The 20,503-nt window shown below is 64.0% G+C and carries 24 protein-coding genes; all 24 read left to right on the forward strand.

What is annotated here, in order from left to right:
- Window positions 1-4,469, forward strand: a 4,469-nt coding sequence (locus MKI88_RS17705; RefSeq protein ID WP_241632881.1) for an alpha-2-macroglobulin, incomplete at its 5' end; no start/stop codon positions are given.
- Entirely contained in the window at window positions 4,466-6,592 is a 2,127-nt protein-coding gene (pbpC, locus tag MKI88_RS17710) for a penicillin-binding protein 1C (protein WP_407073382.1), read from the forward strand. The genes MKI88_RS17705 and pbpC, both read left to right, overlap by 4 nt.
- 60 nt (window positions 6,593-6,652) lie before the next feature.
- Window positions 6,653-7,936, forward strand: a complete 1,284-nt coding sequence (nhaA, locus tag MKI88_RS17715; protein WP_241632910.1) for a Na+/H+ antiporter NhaA — start codon at window positions 6,653-6,655, stop codon at window positions 7,934-7,936.
- A 260-nt stretch (window positions 7,937-8,196) separates the two neighbouring features.
- On the forward strand, window positions 8,197-8,568 hold the full coding sequence (rpsL, locus tag MKI88_RS17720; RefSeq protein WP_119765406.1) for a 30S ribosomal protein S12: 372 nt from the start codon (window positions 8,197-8,199) through the stop codon (window positions 8,566-8,568).
- Between the two features lie 15 nt (window positions 8,569-8,583).
- Complete coding sequence (gene rpsG / locus MKI88_RS17725) at window positions 8,584-9,054, forward strand: 30S ribosomal protein S7 (RefSeq protein WP_241632882.1); 471 nt, start codon at window positions 8,584-8,586, stop codon at window positions 9,052-9,054.
- A gap of 42 nt (window positions 9,055-9,096) precedes the next feature.
- The gene (gene fusA / locus MKI88_RS17730) at window positions 9,097-11,193 is read left to right on the forward strand and encodes an elongation factor G (protein ID WP_241632883.1); all 2,097 of its coding nucleotides are present in this window, start codon (window positions 9,097-9,099) and stop codon (window positions 11,191-11,193) included.
- A gap of 50 nt (window positions 11,194-11,243) precedes the next feature.
- A complete protein-coding gene (gene tuf / locus MKI88_RS17735; protein WP_241632884.1) occupies window positions 11,244-12,434 on the forward strand; it encodes an elongation factor Tu in 1,191 nt (396 codons plus the stop codon).
- A 117-nt stretch (window positions 12,435-12,551) separates the two neighbouring features.
- Entirely contained in the window at window positions 12,552-12,863 is a 312-nt protein-coding gene (rpsJ, locus tag MKI88_RS17740; RefSeq protein ID WP_014077880.1) for a 30S ribosomal protein S10, read from the forward strand.
- A 154-nt stretch (window positions 12,864-13,017) separates the two neighbouring features.
- Window positions 13,018-13,779, forward strand: coding sequence for a 50S ribosomal protein L3 (rplC, locus tag MKI88_RS17745; protein ID WP_241632885.1), 762 nt, complete (start codon window positions 13,018-13,020; stop codon window positions 13,777-13,779).
- 2 nt (window positions 13,780-13,781) lie between these two features.
- A complete protein-coding gene (gene rplD, locus MKI88_RS17750) occupies window positions 13,782-14,408 on the forward strand; it encodes a 50S ribosomal protein L4 (RefSeq protein ID WP_241632886.1) in 627 nt (208 codons plus the stop codon).
- Window positions 14,401-14,715, forward strand: coding sequence for a 50S ribosomal protein L23 (locus MKI88_RS17755; protein ID WP_119765396.1), 315 nt, complete (start codon window positions 14,401-14,403; stop codon window positions 14,713-14,715). Before rplD ends, MKI88_RS17755 begins: the two co-directional genes overlap by 8 nt.
- Before the next feature lie 10 nt (window positions 14,716-14,725).
- Window positions 14,726-15,562 (forward strand): 50S ribosomal protein L2, encoded by an 837-nt coding sequence (gene rplB / locus MKI88_RS17760; protein WP_241632887.1) that lies wholly within the window; start codon window positions 14,726-14,728, stop codon window positions 15,560-15,562.
- Between the two features lie 3 nt (window positions 15,563-15,565).
- A complete protein-coding gene (rpsS, locus tag MKI88_RS17765) occupies window positions 15,566-15,841 on the forward strand; it encodes a 30S ribosomal protein S19 (RefSeq protein WP_119765392.1) in 276 nt (91 codons plus the stop codon).
- Window positions 15,841-16,218 (forward strand): 50S ribosomal protein L22, encoded by a 378-nt coding sequence (gene rplV / locus MKI88_RS17770; protein WP_241632888.1) that lies wholly within the window; start codon window positions 15,841-15,843, stop codon window positions 16,216-16,218. Before rpsS ends, rplV begins: the two co-directional genes overlap by 1 nt.
- Complete coding sequence (gene rpsC / locus MKI88_RS17775) at window positions 16,218-16,913, forward strand: 30S ribosomal protein S3 (RefSeq protein ID WP_241632889.1); 696 nt, start codon at window positions 16,218-16,220, stop codon at window positions 16,911-16,913. Before rplV ends, rpsC begins: the two co-directional genes overlap by 1 nt.
- 61 nt (window positions 16,914-16,974) lie before the next feature.
- Window positions 16,975-17,397: a 50S ribosomal protein L16 gene (rplP, locus tag MKI88_RS17780; protein WP_241632890.1), complete on the forward strand. Its 423-nt coding sequence runs from the start codon at window positions 16,975-16,977 to the stop codon at window positions 17,395-17,397.
- 12 nt (window positions 17,398-17,409) lie between these two features.
- Entirely contained in the window at window positions 17,410-17,622 is a 213-nt protein-coding gene (gene rpmC, locus MKI88_RS17785) for a 50S ribosomal protein L29 (protein ID WP_241632891.1), read from the forward strand.
- A gap of 10 nt (window positions 17,623-17,632) precedes the next feature.
- Window positions 17,633-17,896 carry a 30S ribosomal protein S17 gene (gene rpsQ / locus MKI88_RS17790; protein WP_119765382.1) on the forward strand — a complete coding sequence of 88 codons (264 nt, stop codon included), beginning with the start codon at window positions 17,633-17,635 and terminating at the stop codon, window positions 17,894-17,896.
- A 62-nt stretch (window positions 17,897-17,958) separates the two neighbouring features.
- Window positions 17,959-18,327 (forward strand): 50S ribosomal protein L14, encoded by a 369-nt coding sequence (gene rplN, locus MKI88_RS17795; protein ID WP_119765380.1) that lies wholly within the window; start codon window positions 17,959-17,961, stop codon window positions 18,325-18,327.
- A gap of 2 nt (window positions 18,328-18,329) precedes the next feature.
- Complete coding sequence (gene rplX / locus MKI88_RS17800; RefSeq protein ID WP_241632892.1) at window positions 18,330-18,650, forward strand: 50S ribosomal protein L24; 321 nt, start codon at window positions 18,330-18,332, stop codon at window positions 18,648-18,650.
- Window positions 18,643-19,218 (forward strand): 50S ribosomal protein L5, encoded by a 576-nt coding sequence (gene rplE, locus MKI88_RS17805; RefSeq protein ID WP_241632893.1) that lies wholly within the window; start codon window positions 18,643-18,645, stop codon window positions 19,216-19,218. The genes rplX and rplE overlap by 8 nt, the downstream gene beginning before the upstream one ends.
- 38 nt (window positions 19,219-19,256) lie before the next feature.
- Entirely contained in the window at window positions 19,257-19,562 is a 306-nt protein-coding gene (gene rpsN / locus MKI88_RS17810; protein ID WP_241632894.1) for a 30S ribosomal protein S14, read from the forward strand.
- Between the two features lie 12 nt (window positions 19,563-19,574).
- The gene (rpsH, locus tag MKI88_RS17815) at window positions 19,575-19,970 is read left to right on the forward strand and encodes a 30S ribosomal protein S8 (RefSeq protein WP_241632895.1); all 396 of its coding nucleotides are present in this window, start codon (window positions 19,575-19,577) and stop codon (window positions 19,968-19,970) included.
- Window positions 19,970-20,503: a 50S ribosomal protein L6 gene (gene rplF, locus MKI88_RS17820; protein WP_241632896.1), complete on the forward strand. Its 534-nt coding sequence runs from the start codon at window positions 19,970-19,972 to the stop codon at window positions 20,501-20,503. The genes rpsH and rplF overlap by 1 nt, the downstream gene beginning before the upstream one ends.

Here is a 20,503-nt window from a genome sequence, read left to right on the forward strand (position 1 = left end):
TCGCCAGATGGCTGCGCGATATCGACGAGGCCAGCGAGAACGACTTTCGCACCGAGAAGCGGGGCGGCGAGGACGTGACGGTCAATTATACCGGAACCAAGGCGCTGATTGCGGGCAAGGGTAGTCCGCTGAAGATCGGTCTGCCGGGCAAGGGCAAGGATTTCGAGGTGGTCGGCGTGCCGCTGGCCAAACCGGGATTCTATGTAGTGGAGTTCGCGAGCCCGCGGCTCGGCGCCGCGCTGCTTGGCCGCAACGAGCCGCGCTATGTGACCGCCGGCGCGCTCGTCACCAATATGAGCGTGCATTTCAAATGGGGACGCGGACGTTCGCTTGTATGGGTCACCGCACTGGACAGCGGCAAGGCGGTTGCGGGTGCCGATGTGCGCGTGACCGACAGCTGTACCGGACGCGTGCTCGCCGAAGGGAAAAGCGGCCCGGGCGGGCAGCTTGGCGTGACCGGCCTGCCCGAACCCGAAACCTATGGTAGTTGCGAGGGCACCAACAGCCCGCATCCGCTGATGGTCTCGGCGCGCAAGGGCGACGATTTCAGCTTTACGCTGACCGACTGGGGCAAGGGCATCCGCCCTTATGATTTCGACCTGCCTTTTGGCTGGAGCGAAAGCAGCAACATCTTTCATACGATTTTCGATCGCACGCTGATCCGTCAGGGCGAGACAGTGAACATGAAGCACATCATGCGTTCGCCGGTGGCCGAGGGCTTCCGCTTCGCGGGGGGCTTCACGGGCACCTTGAAGCTCAGCCACAGCGGGTCGGGCACTGAGTTCGAGCTGCCGCTGACGATCGGCGGCGACGGTATCGGCGAAACGATCTGGACCGCGCCCAAAGGCGCGCCAATGGGCGACTACAGCATCTCGGTGGTGAACGGGGACAAGACGATCTGGACCGAGCAATCGGTCAAGGTCGACGAGTTCCGACTCCCGACGATGAAGGCGACGATCAGCGGTCCCAAAGAGGCTGCGATCCGGCCGAAGCAGCTGCCGCTCGACCTTTTCGTGGGCTATCTCTCGGGCGGGGGCGCGGGCGGGCTGCCCGTGCGGCTGCGGACCGCCTTCTCGGAGGGCTATTCGGTTCCCAAGGGCTGGGAAGGCTGGAGTTTCGGCGGGCGCCCGATCAAGGAAGGCACCATGCCGCTCAACGGCGATGGCGAGGAGATCGACACACCACTGCCGCCGGCACAGACCATGCCTGTCACGCTAAGTGGCGAGGGCACCGCCAAGGCGACGATCGATATCCCTGCTACGTTCGATGGCCTCACCGACATAACGGTCGAGATGGATTATGAGGACGCCAATGGCGAGATCCTGACCGCGACGCGGACGATCCCGCTTTATCCTTCCGCGGTCCGCATCGGCATCAAGACCGACGGCTGGATGATGAAGGAGGACGATCTTCGCCTGAAGCTCGTTGCGATCGACACCGAAGGTCGGCCGATCAAGGGCAAGCGGATCAGGGTCGACCTTTACAGTCGCCAGATACTGACCGCGCGGCGGCGGCTGATCGGTGGCTTCTACGCCTATGACAATCAGGCGCGCACGACGAAGATCGACGCCAGCTGCTCGGCCTCGACTGACGATCAGGGGCTTGCCGAATGTGCGCTCGACCCCGGCGTTTCGGGCGAGGTCTATGCGGTGGCGACCGCAGATGATGACGATGGAAACGTCGCGCGCGCAACGACGTCGGTATGGCTGGCGGGCGAGGACGACTGGTGGTTCGGCGGCGACAATGGCGACCGGATGGACGTCATCCCCGAGCAGAAGGAATACAAGGCCGGCGACACCGCGCGCTTCCAGGTGCGCATGCCCTTCCGCGAGGCGACCGCGCTGGTGACCGTCGAGCGCGAGGGCGTGCTGTCGAGCTTCGTGACGCAGCTGTCGGGCAAGGACCCCGTCGTCGAGGTGAAGATGCCCGGCGCCTATGCGCCCGACGTCTATGTCTCGGTGATGACGGTGCGCGGGCGCGTGGGCGGGTTCAGATTGTGGCTCGCGGATTTCGCGCGGCGCTGGAACCTGCCCTTCTTCGCGCGCGACGTCGCCAAGCCCACCGCGCTCGTCGATCTGGCGAAGCCGAGCTACCGGCTGGGTATCGCCAAGGTTTCGGTGGGCTGGGAAACGCACCGTCTGGGCGTTGCGGTGAAGACCGACAAGGCGAAATATTCGGTGCGCGATACCGCCAATGTCGATGTCGCGGTCACGGAGCCGGGCGGCAAGCCCGCTGCGTCTGCGGAGATCGCCTTTGCCGCGGTCGATGAGGCGCTGCTCCAGCTTTCGCCCAACCCGAGCTGGGATGTGATCGACGCGATGATGGGCGAGCGGCCCTTGTCGGTGCTCACCTCGACCGCGCAGACGCAGGTCGTGGGCAAGCGGCACTATGGCAAGAAGGCGGTCGAGGCGGGCGGCGGCGGAGGCGGCGACCTCTCGGCGCTCAACCGCGAGGACTTCCGGCCGGTGCTGTTGTGGAAGGGGCGCGTGAAGCTGGATGCGCAGGGGCACGCGAAAATACCGGTGGCGCTCTCGGATTCGCTGTCATCGTTCAGGCTTGTCGCGGTAGCGACCGACGGCACGTCACGGTTCGGGACGGGCGATATCTCGGTCCGGACCTCGCAGGATCTGTCGATCTTCCCGGGGCTCCCGCCGCTTGTGCGCACGGGAGATTTCTACGGCGCCAGCTTCACGCTGCGCAACGCATCCGACCGCACGATGACGGTGACCGCGACGGTAAAGCTCAACCCTGCGATCGCAACGGGCAAGCCGCTGACGGTGACGCTGCCGCCGGGCCGCGCCGCGCCGGTGACATGGAACCTCCCCGCGCCCGCGGGTGTCAACAGGCTCGAATGGACCGTCGAGGCGCGCGCCGCGGACGGGAAGGCGATCGACCGTGTGACCGCAATGCAGGATGTCGTTCCCGGGGTGCCGGTCGAGACATGGGCGGCGACTCTGCTGCGGGTCAACCCGGCGGGGACACAGGTTCCCGTGATGGCGCCCGCGGGCGCGCTGCCGGGGCTTGGCGGTATCGACGTCCGTCTTTCAGACACGCTGGCGCCGCCGATGGCCGGGGTTCGCGACTATATGGCGCGATACCCCTATGGCTGTTTCGAACAGCAATTGTCGCGCGCGGTCGTGCTGGGCGATCAGGGGGCTTGGGGGCGGCTTTCGGGCGAGATCCCTGCCTATCTCGATAGTGACGGATTGGTCCGTTACTTCCCGATGGAGCAGTTGCAGGGTTCCGAGGTGCTGACGGCCTATGTGCTTTCGCTCACTGCCGAGGCGGGCTGGGCGATCCCCGAGGGCGCGAAGGCGCGCATGGTCGCCGCGCTCCAGGCGGTGATCGACGGGCGGCTGAAGCGCGAGACGGCATGGTCGGGCGATGCGCGATTGAACCGCATCGCCGCGGTCGCCGCCCTTGCACGCAACGGCGTGGCGACGCCCGAGATGCTGGGCCAGATCGGCCTCGCCCCGCAGGATATGCCCACCAACATGCTCGCAGACTGGCTGGTCGCGATCGACAGGATCGCGGGACTGCCCGATCGGGCGCAGCTCCGCACTGCCGCGGAACAGGCGCTACGCCGGCGTTTCGTCTATGAGGGCACGCGCATCGACTTTTCCGACGGCGACAGCGCGCCCTGGTGGCTCATGTCGTCCGAAGACGAGATGGCGATGCGGGTGCTCGTCGCCACCATTGGCAAGCCGGGGTGGCAGGACGAAGGGCCAAGACTGATGGCGGCCACTGCCATGCGCCAGCAGCGCGGACGCTGGGATACGACAACCGCCAATGCCTGGGGCGCGATCGCGGTCCGGAAATTCGCGCAGGCCTATCCGGCGAGCGCGATTGCGGGCACGACGACCGTGACGCTCGGCGGGCAGGTGCTCAGCCGAAGCTGGCCGCAAACGGTCGACGCGCCGCCGCTGATGTTGAGGCTTCCGGCCGCGCGGTCGCCGCTGGTGCTGAAGCAGGCAGGCGGCGCGGGGCCATGGGCGCTCGTCTCGGTGCGCGCCGCAGTGCCGCTGACCCGGTCGCTGTTCGCGGGCTATCGCATGACGAAGACGGTGGCGCCCATCCAGCAGAAGGTGAAGGGGCGGCTGACGCGCGACGATGTGCTCAAGGTGACGATCACGGTCGACGCCAGCGCGGATCGCAATTGGGTCGTGGTCAATGATCCGCTGCCACCGGGTGCGACGGTGGTGGGCAATCTCGGCGGGCAATCGGGGCTGCTCGCAGAAGCGGGCGCCTCGGGTGGCGAGGGCGTCCAGCCAAGCTATGTCGAGCGCGGCAAGGAAGCCTGGCGCGGCTATTTCGAATGGGTGCCGCGCGGACGCTTCACCGTCTCCTATGCGGTGCGATTGAACGGCGTCGGCCGTTTCTCGCTGCCACCGACCAGGGTCGAGGCGCTCTATTCGCCCGATATCCGCGCCGCGGTGCCCAATGCGCCCATGGAGGTGGCGCTGAGGTGAAACCGCCACTGAACTGGAAGGCAAGGGGCGGGCTGGTTGCCGCCGCGCTTGCCTTCCTTGCGTTCACTGCGCTGTGGTTCCTGACGCTGCCGCCGCCCTTGCCGTCCTATGCGATGACAAGGGAACGATGGCAGCCGAGCGAGGCTTGGCTTTACGATCGCAACGGGGCGCTGATCGACAGCATCCGCGTCAATTTCGAAGCGCGGCGGCTGGCCTGGACCCCGCTCGACCAGATCGCGACGGTCGTGCGGACAACGCTGGTCGCGGCCGAGGACAAGAGGTTCGAGGATCATCAAGGCGTCGACTGGCTTGCGGTTTTCGGTTCGCTCCGCGACCGCAGCGAAGGCAGACGCGCGCGTGGTGCGAGTACGCTCTCGATGCAGGTGGCGGCATTCCTCGCGCCCGATCTTGCCGCGCCCGGCGCGCGCGGATGGCGCGACAAGGCGCGGCAGATGCGCGCGGCGATGGTGCTCGAGGATCACTGGTCCAAGGACGAGATTCTTGAGGCCTATCTCAATCTGGCGGGCTATCGCGGCGAGGCGCAGGGGATCGGCGCGGCGGCGCTCTCGCTGTTCGGCAAGACCCCCGATGCGCTCGGCCGCATCGACGCATTGTTGCTAACCGCGCTGCTCCCCGATCCGCGCGCGGGGCCGCAGGAGCTTGCGCGACGTGCCTGCGCTCTTGGCCAACCCGCCGATTGCCCCGCGTTGCGTGCTGGCGCCTCGGAGATGCTTGGCCCGACGCGCCAGCTCGCGCTGGATCCCGGGCTTGCGCCACATCTTTCGCAGAAGCTGCTGACCGCACCGGGCATGAAGGTGAAGACGACGCTCGATGCGCGTACCCAGCGCATCGCGATAACAGCACTTACGCGGCAGTTGCGGGGGCTGGGCAGTGATCGCGCACGGGATGGCGCGGTGGTAGTGGTCGACAATGAAAGCGGCGATGTGCTCGCTTATGTCGGAGGCGTCGGGGGCGCCTCGACCGCGGCGCAGGTCGATGGTGCGGGCAGCTATCGGCAGGCGGGATCGACGCTCAAGCCGTTCCTCTATGCGCAAGCGATCGATCGAGGCTATCTGACGCCCGCCTCTATCCTCGACGACAGCCCCGTCCAGCTCGACACCGCCTCGGGCCTTTACGTGCCGCAAAATTACGATCGCGACTTCAAGGGCCCCGTTTCGGTCCGCAGCGCACTCGCGGGTTCGCTCAACGTGCCCGCGGTACGCACGCTGGTGCTGACGGGGGTCGATGCCTTTCGCGACCGGTTATGGGATGCGGGGTATCGCGGACTTACCGAGGATGGCCAATATTACGGCTTCTCGCTCGCGCTCGGTTCGGCCGAGGTCACCTTGATCGAGCAAGCGGGCGCCTACCGCGCGCTGGCGCGGGGCGGCCGCTGGTCGCCGCTGCGAATCCGGGACGATGACAAACGCGCCGCGCCGCGCGGCGTCTTTGGCCCGCAGGCAAGCTGGATCGTGGCAGACATGCTCGCCGATCCTGATGCGCGCGCGCGCGCCTTCGGTCTCGACAGCGCGCTGCGATTGCCGTTCTGGGCCGCGGTGAAGACGGGGACGTCCAAGGCGATGCGCGATAACTGGTGCGTCGGCTTTTCAGACCGCTACACCGTCGCGGTCTGGATCGGGAATCTGGAAGGCGATTCGATGCACGCGGTTTCGGGCACCAGCGGCGCCGCACCCGTCTGGCGCGACGTGATGCGCGCGCTCCATATCGATCACCCCGGCAGGGCGCCGCGCGCGCCGGCGGAGATCGAGCGGCGACAGATCGCCTTTGCGGACGGCATTGAGCCACCACGAACCGAATATTTCATTGCCGGGACGGGGCAGGCGGTGATCGGCGCCGCGCCTCCGGCCGCGCGCCGGCCGCGCATCACCAGCCCGGTCGCGGGAAGCGTCTACGCGATCGATCCCGACATTCCCCTGGAGCGCCAGCGCATGGCGGTGCTCGTTGCCGGAGAGTTGGTCGGACACAGGCTGACGCTCGATCGCCGCGATCTGGGGCCTGCGGACAAGAAGCCCCTGGTTCTTGCGGGACCGGGCGCGCACCGGTTGATGCTGCATGACGCCGGAGGCAAGGTCGTCGACAGTCTGATCTTTACCGTGCGCTGATCCTGTTTTCCTTGAACCGGCCGTGCGTCGTTCCCTAGAGAGGTCGTGAAGGGAAGCATGATGGTTGAACGGCAAGGCACGCGCTCGGCGCTACGCGATTTTCTCCACAGCGAAGCCGCCGGCGGCGTCGTCCTGATGGCGGCTGCTGCGCTCGCGATGATCCTGGCCAACGGGCCTTTTCATGATCTCTACCATCATCTGCTGCACGCCGAGACCGGGCTGGTGCTGAGCGAGAAGCTCGGGCCGATGACGCCACATCTGTGGATCAATGACGGTCTGATGGCGGTGTTCTTCCTGCTCGTCGGGCTGGAGATCAAGCGCGAGTTCGTCGATGGTCGGCTTGCAAGCTGGAAGCAGCGCCGGCTGCCCGTGATTGCCGCGGCGACGGGAATGCTGGTTCCGGCGATCATCTATTTGCTGTTCGCCGGTGGCGATCCCATGTTGCGCAATGGCTGGGCCATCCCGGCCGCGACCGACATCGCGTTCGCGATTGGCGTGCTCGCGCTGCTGGGCTCGCGGGCGCCGACATCGCTGAAGCTGTTTCTCACCACCGTTGCCATCGTCGACGATATGGGCGCGGTGGTGATCATCGCGCTTGCCTATACCGCAAGTATAAAGGCCGTGGCGGTGACCGCCGCAGGGGTCGTGCTCGGCGCGATGTACGCGATGAACCGGCTCGGCGTGCGAGCGCTGCTCCCCTATCTGATCGGCTTTGCGCTGCTCTGGTATGCCGTGCTGCTTTCGGGCGTCCATGCGACGATCGCGGGCGTGCTCGCCGCGCTGATGATTCCGGTTGTCAAGACGCCGGGCGCGCCCGACTCCGTGGAATCGCCGCTGCACCGGCTCGAACATGCGTTGCACCCCTGGGTGGCCTACCTCATCGTGCCGCTATTCGGATTGGCCAATGCGGGTGTGTCGCTTCAGGGCATCGGGCTGGCGCAGGTCTTCGCGCCGCTGCCGATCGGAATCGCCGCGGGCCTGTTCCTTGGCAAGCAGATCGGCATCTTCGGCAGCATCTGGATTTCGGTCAGGCTGGGCATCGCGTCCGGGTTGCGCGGTGCGACCTGGCTGCAGATCTATGGCGTCGCAATGCTGTGCGGAATCGGCTTCACCATGAGCCTGTTCATCGGCGCGCTCGCCTTTCCGGGAGACCCGCGACTGGTGGAAGAGGCAAAGATCGGCGTATTGCTTGGTTCGGTCGTTTCGGCGCTGGCGGGATTCGCGGTGCTGCGGTTCGCGCCGATCCACCCGGCGCAGGCGCGCGAGGAGCGCGCGCTGGCGGCCGAAATCGACAGCGACGGCGATGCCCGGACGATCGAGGACAGGGGTTTGGCGCAGGGGTGATGCCCGCGTCGTGACACTGTGGCCAAAAGCTGCGCACCGCGCATGTTGACCGCATCCGACTCCATCGCTATAGGCCGCCCCTGCCTTGCGGGCTGGTGGTGGATTCGCCGTCCAGACGCTGTCCTTTTGCAGGGCAAGACATAGAGCTTGAACATTGCTGAAGCGAGTAAAGGCCTGGGGGGCCGGTTTGGCGCCCGGGGTCCTTTTTGCATTTTGAATGTCATAGGCTTTGGCAAAGTAACTTAGAAGGTGAAGGCTTCATGCCAACGATCAATCAGCTGATCCGCAAGGGTCGGGACCCGCAGAAGGCCAAGTCGAAGGTCCCTGCTATGGAAGCGAACCCGCAAAAACGCGGCGTTTGCACCCGCGTGTACACGACGACCCCGAAAAAGCCGAACTCGGCGCTTCGCAAGGTGGCCAAGGTTCGCCTGACCAACCAGCGCGAAGTCATCACCTACATCCCCGGTGAAGGTCACAACCTTCAGGAGCACTCGGTTGTGCTGATCCGTGGCGGCCGCGTTCGCGACCTTCCCGGCGTTCGCTACCACGTTCTCCGCGGCGTGCTCGACACGCAGGGCGTCAAGGATCGCAAGCAGAGCCGTTCGAAGTACGGCGCGAAGCGTCCCAAGTAAGAAGGTTTAGCTGATATGGCTCGTCGTCGTCGTCCCGAGAAGCGGGAAATCCTGCCTGACCCCCGTTTCGGTGATCAGGTTCTTTCGAAATTCATGAACAGCGTCATGCTGGACGGCAAGAAGGCCGTCGCCGAAGGCATCGTCTATGGTGCACTCGAAACCGTCGAGGCGAAGGCCAAGAAGGATCCGATCGGCGTTTTCCATGACGCGCTCAACAATGTGAAGCCGGGCATCGAGGTCCGCAGCCGCCGCGTCGGTGGTGCGACCTATCAGGTTCCCGTCGAGGTCCGCCCCGAACGTGCCCAGGCGCTCGCCATTCGCTGGCTGATCTCCGCTGCACGTTCGCGTTCGGAGAACACGATGTCGGCACGCCTTTCGGGCGAGCTGCTCGATGCGGCGAACAATCGCGGCAACGCGGTCAAGAAGCGTGAAGACACGCATCGCATGGCCGAAGCCAACCGCGCTTTCTCGCACTATCGCTGGTAATTTGAACGCCGGGGCCGCGCCCCGGCTCTGGAGTTTATGACAATGGCCCGCAGCCATCCGCTCGAACGCTACCGTAATATCGGTATCATGGCGCACATCGACGCCGGCAAGACCACGACGACCGAGCGCATTCTTTACTACACCGGCAAGTCCTACAAGATCGGCGAAGTGCACGAAGGCACCGCGACGATGGACTGGATGGAGCAGGAGCAGGAGCGCGGGATCACGATCACGTCCGCTGCGACGACGTGCAAGTGGCGCGCCGAAGATGGCAAGGGCGAAGAGCACCTGATCAACATCATCGACACCCCCGGCCACGTCGACTTCACGATTGAAGTCGAGCGTTCGCTGCGCGTGCTCGACGGTGCCGTGGCATGCTTCGACGGCGTGGCCGGCGTCGAGCCGCAGTCCGAGACCGTCTGGCGCCAGGCCGACAAGTACGGTGTGCCGCGCATGTGCTTCGTCAACAAGCTCGATCGCACGGGCGCGGATTTCTACTTCTGCGTCAACTCGATCATCGAGCGCTTGGGCGCGCGTCCGGCCGTGCTGTATCTGCCGATCGGCATCGAAGGCGGCTTCAAGGGCCTGGTCGACCTGGTCGAGAACCGCGCGATCATCTGGCTCGAAGAGAGCCTGGGCGCGAAGTTCGAATATCAGGACATCCCCGAGGACATGGCCGAGAAGGCCGCCAAGTATCGCAGCGACCTGATCGAAATGGCCGTCGAGTTGGACGACGCCCTGATGGAAGCGTATCTCGAAGGCAATGAGCCGAGCGTCGCCGACCTGAAGAAGCTGATCCGCAAGGGTACGCTCGGCATGGCGTTCGTGCCGGTGGTTTGCGGCTCTGCGTTCAAGAACAAGGGCGTTCAGCCGCTGCTCGACGCCGTGGTCGACTATCTGCCTTCGCCGCTCGACGTTCCCGCGATCAAGGGTGTCAAGCTCGACGGTGAGACCCCGGACGAGCGTCCCTCGGACGACAATGCGCCGTTCTCGGCGCTGGCGTTCAAGATCATGAACGATCCGTTCGTCGGCACGCTGACGTTCGCCCGCATCTATTCGGGCAAGCTCGAAGCCGCTTCGACCGTCACCAATTCGGTGAAGGACAAGAAGGAAAAGGTTGGCCGCATGCTGCTGATGCATGCGAACAGCCGCGAAGACATTCAGGAAGCCTATGCCGGCGACATCGTCGCTCTGGCGGGCCTGAAGGATACGACGACCGGCGACACGCTGTGTGCGGCGAATGCTCCGATCATCCTTGAGCGCATGGAGTTCCCCGAGCCCGTTATCGAGCTTTCGGTTGAGCCCAAGACCAAGGCCGACCAGGAGAAGATGGGCGTCGCGCTCAACCGTCTCGCGCGCGAGGATCCGTCGTTCCGCGTGTCTTCGGACGCCGAGAGCGGCCAGACGATCATCAAGGGGATGGGCGAACTCCACCTCGAGATCATCGTCGATCGCATGAAGCGCGAGTTCAAGGTCGAGGCCAATGTTGGCGCGCCGCAGGTGGCGTATCGCGAATATCTCGCCAAGAAGGTCGACATCGACTACACGCACAAGAAGCAGTCGGGCGGCTCGGGCCAGTTCGGCCGCGTCAAGGTGACCGTGATCCCCGGCGAGCGTGGTTCGGGCTTCCAGTTCTTCGACGAGATCAAGGGCGGCAATATTCCCAAGGAATATATCCCCTCGGTCGAGAAGGGCATGCGCGAGACCGCCGAGACGGGTTCGCTGATCGGCTTCCCGATCATCGACTTCGAAGTGCACCTGACCGACGGTGCCTACCACGACGTCGATTCGTCGGCGCTGGCGTTCGAAATCTGTGCCCGTGGCGCGATGCGCGAAGCGGCACAGAAATCGGGCATCAAGCTGCTCGAGCCGATCATGAAGGTTGAGGTTGTGACGCCCGAGGATTATCTGGGCGATGTTATCGGTGACATGAACTCCCGTCGCGGGCAGATTCAGGGCACCGACAGCCGCGGCAACGCGCAGGTGGTTGAAGCACTCGTTCCCCTGGCCAACATGTTCGGCTATGTGAACCAGCTCCGCTCGTTCACGCAGGGGCGTGCGCAATACACCATGCAGTTCTCGCATTACGACGAGGTCCCGGCGAACGTCGCCGAGGAAGTAAAGGCGAAGCTCGCCTGATTTTAAATTGAGCCAATTGAGCTTGGGACAGAAAGACGAGGGTTAGATAAATGGCGAAAGCTAAGTTTGAGCGGACCAAACCGCACTGCAACATCGGCACCATCGGTCACGTCGACCATGGCAAGACGTCGCTCACCGCGGCGATCACGAAGGTCCTCGCTGAAACCGGCGGCGCAACCTTCGTCGACTATGCCAACATCGACAAGGCTCCCGAAGAGCGTGAGCGCGGCATCACCATCTCGACCGCGCACGTCGAGTACGAGACCGAAGCTCGCCACTATGCGCACGTCGATTGCCCCGGCCACGCTGACTATGTGAAGAACATGATCACCGGTGCGGCGCAGATGGACGGCGCGATCCTCGTCGTCTCGGCTGCTGACGGCCCGATGCCCCAGACCCGCGAGCACATCCTGCTCGCCCGTCAGGTCGGCGTTCCCGCGCTTGTCGTGTTCATGAACAAGGTCGACCAGGTCGATGACGAAGAGCTTCTCGAGCTCGTCGAGCTCGAAATTCGCGAGCTGCTGTCGTCGTACGACTTCCCGGGCGACGATATTCCGATCGTCAAGGGTTCGGCTCTTGCTGCCCTCGAAGATTCGAACAAGACGATCGGCCACGACGCCGTTCTCGAACTGATGAAGCAGGTTGACGCCTACATTCCGCAGCCCGAGCGTCCGGTCGACAAGCCCTTCCTGATGCCGATCGAAGACGTGTTCTCGATCTCGGGCCGTGGTACGGTTGTGACCGGCCGCGTCGAGACCGGCATCGTCAAGGTTGGCGAAGAAGTCGAGATCGTCGGCATCAAGGACACCAAGAAGACGACCGTCACCGGCGTTGAAATGTTCCGCAAGCTGCTCGACGAAGGTCGTGCAGGCGACAACATCGGCGCGCTGATCCGCGGCGTCGGCCGTGAAGAAGTCGAGCGTGGTCAGGTTCTGGCCAAGCCCGGCACGATCACGCCGCACACCGATTTCTCGGCCGAAGTGTACGTGCTGTCGAAGGAAGAGGGCGGCCGTCACACGCCGTTCTTCGCGAACTATCGTCCGCAGTTCTACTTCCGCACCACCGACGTCACCGGCGAGGTCATCCTCCCCGAGGGCACCGAGATGGTGATGCCCGGCGACAACGTGACCCTGAACGTCAAGCTCATCGCACCGATCGCGATGGACCAGGGTCTTCGCTTCGCAATCCGTGAAGGCGGTCGTACCGTCGGCGCAGGGGTTGTCGGAACGATCACAAAGTAATATAGGGCCCGCAGCCGCCCGATTCTCTCTACGGGAATCGGGCGGCTCGCCTTTTAGTAAAAACAGTTTTCACCCCGCTTTCGGGCGGGGTTTGGCTCTTTCGCATCGGTAGTGGACATGGAAACGCAGAATATCCGCATTCGCCTGAAGGCGTTCGATCATCGTGTGCTTGATCAGGCAACTGGCGACATCGCCGACACGGCGCGCCGCACCGGCGCCCTTATTCGCGGTCCGATCCCTCTTCCGACGCGCATTGAGAAGTTCACCGTGAACCGCGGCCCGCACATCGACAAGAAGTCGCGGGAGCAGTTCGAGGTCCGCACCTACAAGCGCATGCTCGACATCGTGCAGCCCACGCCGCAGACCGTCGACGCGCTGATGAAGCTCGACCTTGCAGCGGGTGTGAACGTAGAGATCAAGCTGGCCTGAGCCAGCAGATAAGGGATACCGCGCAGCCTTGCTGCGGTCTGCGTCCCCCGCTCTCCCCGAAAGGGGATCAGCCCAGGCGGGGCGCGCATCACATTATTGGGCTGACACGCCCCCGGAAATGGTTCCGCGGGCCTCTGTATAAGGAGCATGGATCATGCGCACTGGCGTGATCGCTAAGAAAATGGGGATGACCCGCCTGTTCAAGGACGACGGCAAGCACGTGCCTGTCACCGTCCTGTCGCTGGAAGATTGCCAGGTTGTCGCGCGCCGCGAAGCGGACCGCGATGGCTATGTGGCCGTCCAGCTGGGCGCGGGCTCCGCAAAAGCGAAAAATATTTCCAAGCCTGTCCGGGGCCATTTCGCCAAGGCGCAGGTCGAGCCCAAGGCGCGCGTGATGGAATTCCGCGTTGCCGAAGACGCGCTGCTCGAAGTCGGCGCGTATATCTCGGCGGACCATTTCGTCCCCGGCCAGCTCGTCGACATCGCCGGCCAGACCCAGGGTAAGGGTTTTGCGGGCGCGATGAAGCGCTGGGGCTTCGGAGGCATGCGCGCCACGCACGGCGTGTCGATCTCGCACCGTGCGCACGGTTCGACGGGTAACCGTCAGGATCCGGGTCGCGTGTTCAAGAACAAGAAGATGGCCGGCCATATGGGCGACCGTCAGCGCACGCAGCAGAACCTCGAGATCGTCCAGACCGACGTCGAGCGCGGCCTTCTGTTCGTCAAGGGTTCGGTTCCCGGTTCCAAGGGCGCCTGGCTGTTCGTCAAGGACGCGGTCAAGGTTCCGCGCCATGCCGACGCTCCCTATCCCGCCGGCCTGAAGCAGGCCGCCAATTCCAACAATGACGCCGCTCCCGCGGATACCCCGGCTGAAGCCGAGGCTCCGGTTGAAGCCGTCGAAGGCCAGGAGGGCTGATCATGAAGGTCAAGGTTCAGACCCTCGACGCCAAGGGCAAGGGCGATATCGATCTCAACGACGAGATCTTCGGCCTTGAGCCGCGCGCAGACATTCTGCACCGCGTCGTCACCTGGCAGCTCGAGAAGCGTCGCGGCACCGCCCGTGGCACCCGCGAGCGTTCGGATGTCGCACGCACCGGCAAGAAGTTCGGTCGCCAGAAGGGCGGCGGTACGGCTCGTCACGGCGATCGCCGCGCTCCCGTCTTCATCGGCGGTGGTAAGGCTCACGGTGCCCGCGTTCGCGACTTCAATCCGTCGCTGAACAAGAAGGTCCGTACGCTCGGGCTCAAGATGGCGCTGTCGTCGAAGGCCAAGGCTGGCAATCTCATCGTCATGGAAAGCCTGGCGGTGAAGGACGGCAAGACCAAGGCTCTGGCCGCCGATCTGGCGAAGCTGGGCTTCGGCAAGACCGCGCTCGTCATCGACGGTGATACCGTCGAGCAGAGCTTCGCGCTCGCTTCCGCCAACCTGCACGCGATCAACGTGCTCCCGGCGATCGGCGCGAATGTCTACGACATCCTGAAGCATGACACGCTGGTGCTGACCCGCGCCGCTGTCGAAAAGCTGGAGGCCCGCTTCAATGGCTAAGAAACAGGCAGCCGCGATCGACAACCGTCATTATGACGTCGTGGTCGCACCGCACATCACCGAAAAGTCGACGCTGCTTTCCGAGCACAACGCGGTTGTGTTCAAGGTTGCGGGCACCGCGACCAAGCCGCAGATCAAGGCTGCGGTCGAGGCGCTCTTCGACGTCAAGGTCACCGGCGTGAACACGCTGGTCCAGAAGGGCAAGACGAAGCGCTGGAAGGGCAAGCCCTACACGCGCTCCGACGTGAAGAAGGCGATCGTGACGCTGGCCGACGGCCAGTCCATCGACGTCACCACCGGTATTTGAGGCGCGAACGATGGCACTCAAGCAGTATAACCCGACGAGCCCGGCCCGCCGCGGCCTGATCCTCGTCGACCGTTCGGGTCTCTTCAAGGGTCGGCCCGTCAAGGCGCTGACCGAAGGCAAGACCAAGACCGGTGGCCGCAACAATAAGGGGCATGTGACGTCGCGCGGCATCGCCGGCGGCCACAAGCAGAAGTACCGCATCATCGACTTCAAGCGTCGCAAGTGGGATCAGCCCGCGACCGTCGAGCGGATCGAGTACGACCCCAACCGCACCGCGTTCATCGCCCTGGTCAAGTATCAGGACGGCGAGCTGGCCTACATCCTGGCGCCGCAGCGTCTTGGCGTCGGCGACACCGTCGTCGCCGGCAAGAAGACCGACGTGAAGCCGGGCAACGCCATGGAGCTGGGTCAGATGCCCGTCGGCACCATCGTCCACAATGTGGAGATGAAGCCGGGCAAGGGCGGCCAGATTGCACGTTCGGCAGGCACCTATGTGCAGGTCGTCGGCCGCGATCGCGGTCTCGTGATCGTCCGCCTCAACTCGGGCGAACAGCGCTACATTCGCGGCGAGTGCATGGGTACGGTTGGCGCGGTTTCGAACCCCGACAACTCGAACCAGAACCTCGCCAAGGCGGGCCGCAACCGTTGGCTGGGCAAGCGCCCGCTGACCCGCGGCGTCGCGAAGAACCCGGTCGACCACCCGCACGGCGGTGGTGAAGGCCGGACCTCGGGCGGCCGTCATCCGGTCACGCCCTGGGGCAAGCCGACCAAGGGTGCGCGCACCCGTCACAACAAGGCGACGGACAAGATGATCATCCGTTCGCGTCACGCGAAGAAGAAGAGGTAAGCCATGGCCCGTTCCGTCTGGAAAGGTCCGTTCGTCGACCTGCACCTCCTGAAGAAGGCCGAGACCGCACAGGAATCGGGTGGCCGTGCGCCGATCAAGACCTGGTCGCGTCGCTCCACCATCCTGCCGCAGTTCGTTGGCCTGACCTTCAACGTCTACAACGGCCGCAAGTTCGTTCCCGTCTCGGTGAACGAGGATATGGTCGGTATGAAGCTCGGCGAGTTCGCGCCGACCCGGTATTTCCCGGGTCACGCTGCCGACAAGAAGGGTAAGCGCTAATGAGCAAGCAGGCAGCCCCCCGCAAGGTCGGCGAGAAGGAAGCGCTCGCGGTCAACACCAATGTGCGTGGCTCGGCGCAGAAGCTGAACCTCGTTGCGGCGCTGATCCGCAACAAGAAGGTCGGCGAAGCACTGAACATCCTCGCCTTCTCGAAGAAGGCGATGGCCGTCGACGTCCGCAAGGTGCTCGCAAGCGCGATCGCCAATGCCGAGAACAACCACAACCTCGACGTCGACGCACTGGTCGTCGCCGAAGCGAGCGTTGGCAAGAGCATCACGATGAAGCGTTTCGCCGCCCGTGCGCGCGGCCGTTCGACGCGCATCGAGAAGCCCTTCAGCCGCGTGCGCATCGTGGTCCGTGAGCAGGAAGAAGCATAATGGGTCACAAGAGCAATCCGATCGGGCTCCGTCTCCAGATCAACCGCACCTGGGACAGCCGCTGGTTCGCAGAAGGCGCCGACTATGGTCGCCTCCTTCTTGAGGATCTGAAGATCCGCAAGTTCATCATGAAGGAGCTGCCGCAGGCAGCGATTTCGAAGGTGGTGATCGAGCGTCCGGCCAAGCTGTGCCGCGTCTCCATCTATGCCGCACGCCCGGGCGTGATCATCGGCAAGAAGGGCGCGGACATCGAGAAGCTTCGCAAGAAGCTGGCCGCGATGACCTCGAGCGACGTTTCGCTGAACATCGTCGAGATCCGCAAGCCCGAGATCGACTCGAAGCTCGTCGCACAGTCGGTTGCCGACCAGCTCGAGCGCCGCGTGGCATTCCGCCGTGCGATGAAGCGCGCGGTGCAGTCGGCGCTGCGTCTGGGTGCCGAAGGCATCCGGATCACCTGCGGCGGCCGTCTTGGCGGCGCCGAGATCGCGCGCGTCGAATGGTATCGCGAAGGCCGTGTGCCGCTGCACACGCTGCGCGCGAATGTCGACTATGCGGAGGCCGAAGCCCACACCGCCTATGGCGTGTGCGGTATCAAGGTCTGGATCTTCAAGGGTGAAATCCTTGGCCACGATCCGATGGCCCAGGACCGGCTCATGATGGAAGCACAAACCTCGGGGGTCCGGCCCGCGCGGTAAGGCTTTCAAGCCTACCAGCACGGCCTGATCGACCGACAATCGGTGTCAGAAGGCGAAAACAATGCTGCAACCCAAGAAGACCAAGTTCCGCAAGGCGTTCAAGGGCCGCATCCACGGCGACGCCAAGGGCGGCACCGAACTCAACTTCGGTGCGTTCGGCCTCAAGGCTCTTGAGCCCGACCGGATCACCGCGCGCCAGATCGAAGCGGCTCGCCGCGCGATCACCCGCCACATTCGCCGTCAGGGCCGTTTGTGGATCCGCGTGTTCCCCGACGTGCCGGTTTCGAAGAAGCCTGCCGAAGTTCGTCAGGGTAAGGGTAAGGGCTCCAACGAATATTGGGCGGCCCGCGTGAAGCCCGGCCGCATCCTGTTCGAGCTGGACGGCGTTCCCGGCCCGCTCGCCCGCGTCGCTTTCGAGCGTGCGATGGAAAAGCTGCCGATCAAGACCAAGGTGGTGGCCCGCCTTGGCGAATCGATGCACTGAGGAATTTGAGAGATGGCCAAGACCAAGGACGATCTCGCGGTGAAGACCGACGATCAGCTTAGCGATCAGCTGGGCGAGCTGAAGCGCGAGCAGTTCAATCTGCGCTTCCAGGCGGCGACCAACCAGCTTGAGAAGCCGTCGCGTATGCGCGAGGTGCGCCGCACCATCGCCCAGATCAAGACGCTCCAGACCGCGCGTGCGCGCGCCGCTGCGGCGAAGGCTTAAGGAAGAAGACATGCCCAAGCGCGTGCTGACCGGAACGATCGTTTCCGACAAGACCGACAAGACCGTTGTGGTGAAGGTGGAGCGCCGGGTGAAGCACCCGCTCTACGGCAAGATCATCAAGCGGTCGAAGAAGTACCACGCCCATGACGAGGCGAACGAGTATCGCGAAGGCGAGACCGTCCGCATCGAGGAGACCGCCCCGATCTCCAAGCTGAAGACGTGGAAGGTCGTCGAGCGCGTGGATACCCACGCCACGCCGGCAACCGCGGGCTGAACAAGTTTTACAACGGAACTCCCGGGGCATCCCGGAAAGCCAGGTAAGAAGGAAGCGGATCTATGATCCAGATGCAGTCAAATCTTGACGTCGCTGACAACAGCGGCGCCAAGCGCGTCCAGTGCATCAAGGTGCTCGGTGGCTCCAAGCGCCGCACCGCGGGCGTGGGCGACGTGATCGTCGTTTCCGTGAAGGAAGCGGCGCCGCGCGGCAAGGTGAAGAAGGGTGACGTGCACCGCGCGGTCATCGTTCGCACCGCCAAGGACATTCATCGTCCCGACGGGTCGGTGATCCGGTTCGACGGCAATGCCGCAGTGCTGGTCAACAAGAATGAGGAGCCGATCGGCACCCGTATCTTCGGCCCCGTCGTTCGCGAGCTGCGCGCCAAGAACTTCATGAAGATCATCAGCCTTGCGCCGGAGGTGCTCTAACCATGGCTGCTGCCAAGATCAAAAAGGGTGACACCGTCGTCGTCCTGTCCGGCAAGGACAAGGGCCGCACCGGTGAGGTCACCAAGGCCCTTCCCAAGGAAGGCAAGCTGATCGTCGCCGGCATCAACGTCGCGACGCGTCATCGCAAACCCACCCAGGCCAATCCGCAGGGCGGCCTGGAGCGCATCGAAGCGCCGCTGCATGCCTCGAAGGTCGCGATTGCCGACCCCAAGAGCGGCAAGCCGACGCGCGTTCGCTTTGAAACCAAGGACGGCAAGAAGGTCCGCGTGGCCGTGAAGTCCGGGGAGGTCATCAATGGCTGACAAGTACACGCCGCGTTTCGAGACTCTCTATAACGAGACGATCGCAAAGGCGATGACCGAGAAATTCGGTTACAAGAACGTGATGGAAGTCCCCCGCCTCGAGAAGATCGTTCTCAACATGGGCGTGGGCGAAGCGACGCAGGACAAGAAGAAGGTCGAGACCGCAGCTGCCGAAATGCAGCTGATCGCCGGCCAGAAGCCCGTCGTGACCAAGGCGAAGAAGTCGATCGCGCAGTTCAAGCTGCGTGAAGGCATGCCGATCGGCGTGAAGGTTACCCTTCGCCGCCAGCGCATGTACGAATTCCTCGACCGATTCATCACCATCGCGCTGCCGCGCGTCCGCGACTTCCGCGGCCTCAACCCGAAGAGCTTCGACGGGCGTGGCAACTATGCGTGCGGTCTCAAGGAACAGATCGTGTTCCCCGAGATCAATTATGATCAGATCGACAAGGTTCGGGGCATGGACGTGATCGTCACGACCACCGCAAAGACCGACGAGGAAGCGCGCGAGCTGCTCCGTCTGTTCGGTTTCCCGTTCCCCATTGAAGAAGAAAAGCAGGCGGCCTGAAGGTCGTCTCGCTAGTAGGAAAGGCGAGAACTTAAGTCATGGCGAAACTGAGTTCGATCAACAAGAACGAGCGTCGCAAGAAGCTGGTGAAGAAGTACGCCGGCCGTTATGCGAAGCTGAAGGCGATTGCCGCGGATAACTCGCTCGACGAGACCGAGCGGCTCATTGCGCGGCTGAAGATGGCCGAGATCCCCCGCAACGGGAATCCCACGCGGATTCGCAACCGCTGCGAGCTCACGGGCCGTCCGCGCGCCTATTACCGCAAATTCCGTCTCTGCCGCGTGCAGCTGCGTGATCTGGCCAACAAGGGCCTGATCCCGGGTGTCACGAAGTCGAGCTGGTAAGGATTACAGATCATGGCATTGACCGATCCTTTGGGTGACCTGCTCACCCGCATCCGCAACGGCCAGCGGGCCCGCAAGGACAGCGTGGTTTCCCCAGCGTCCAAGCTGCGTGCGCGCGTTCTCGACGTGCTCCAGCGCGAAGGCTATATCCGCGGCTACAAGGAAGAAGCGCTTGGCGACCACAGCGGCCTGCGCATCGAACTGAAGTATTTCGAGGGCCAGCCCGCGATCCAGCATGTCGCGCGCGTCTCGAAGCCTGGCCGCCGCGTCTATTCGGGTTCCAAGGACCTGCCGCGCGTGCGCAACGGCCTTGGCATCACCATCGTGTCGACGCCGAAGGGCGTTCTCTCGGACGCCGAAGCGCGCGAGCAGAATGTCGGCGGCGAAGTGCTGGCGGAGGTGTTCTGATGAGCCGCATCGGTAAAGTTCCGGTCGCGATCCCCGCAGGGGTGACGGCGACCATCGAAGGCGCGATCCTCTCGGTCAAGGGACCCAAGGGCACGCTCACAATGCCCATGCTCGATGACATCAGCTATGGCATCGAGGACGGCCGCATCGTGGTGAAGCCCGCTAACGAGAGCAAGCGCGCTCGCTCCTTCTGGGGCATGCACCGCACGCTCGTGCAGAACCTGGTCACCGGCGTGACCGACGGGTTCAGCAAGGTCCTCGAGATCACCGGCGTCGGCTACCGTGCGAACGCGCAGGGCAAGAAGCTGAAGCTTCAGCTCGGCTACTCGCACGACGTCGATATCGACGTGCCCGAGGGCATCGAGATCAAGACCCCGGACAACACGACGGTCGAAATCTCGGGCATCGACAAGCAGAAGGTGGGCCAGGTTGCGGCCGAAATCCGCCGCTGGCGCAAGCCGGAGCCCTATAAGGGCAAGGGCATCAAATATCGCGGCGAGTATATCTTCCGCAAAGAAGGCAAGAAGAAGTAA

Source organism: Sphingomonas sp. LaA6.9 (assembly GCF_022601895.1).
Taxonomy (GTDB): Bacteria; Pseudomonadota; Alphaproteobacteria; order Sphingomonadales; family Sphingomonadaceae; genus Sphingobium_A.